Raw genomic sequence first — 214 nt, 5'->3', positions numbered from 1 at the left:
GGCGACACCACCAGCGCGGGAATGCGCGTGCCGGGGCCCCAGCGGTCGCCCTTGGGCGGCGCCACGTGGTCCCACCAGCCGCCGTTCTCGTCCACGGTGATCACGACCACCATGTTGTCCCACTGCGAGCTCTTGCGCAGGCTGTCGACGATGTGGGCGATGTGGCGGTCGCCGGAATCGACGTCGGCGTAGCCCGCGTGCATGTTCAGGTTGC

General features: G+C 69.6%; 1 protein-coding gene. It reads right to left on the bottom strand.

Features of this window, described 5'->3' with window-relative positions:
- On the bottom strand, window positions 1–214 hold a 214-nt coding region (locus tag ACR6JA_RS23015), incomplete at both ends, for an alkaline phosphatase family protein (protein ID WP_494599820.1).

The sequence above is a fragment of the Cedecea sp. B1(4) genome (assembly GCF_059414925.1).
The sequence above is the reverse complement of the archived record's forward strand: the minus strand, read 5'-3'. Positions and strand labels throughout refer to the sequence as shown.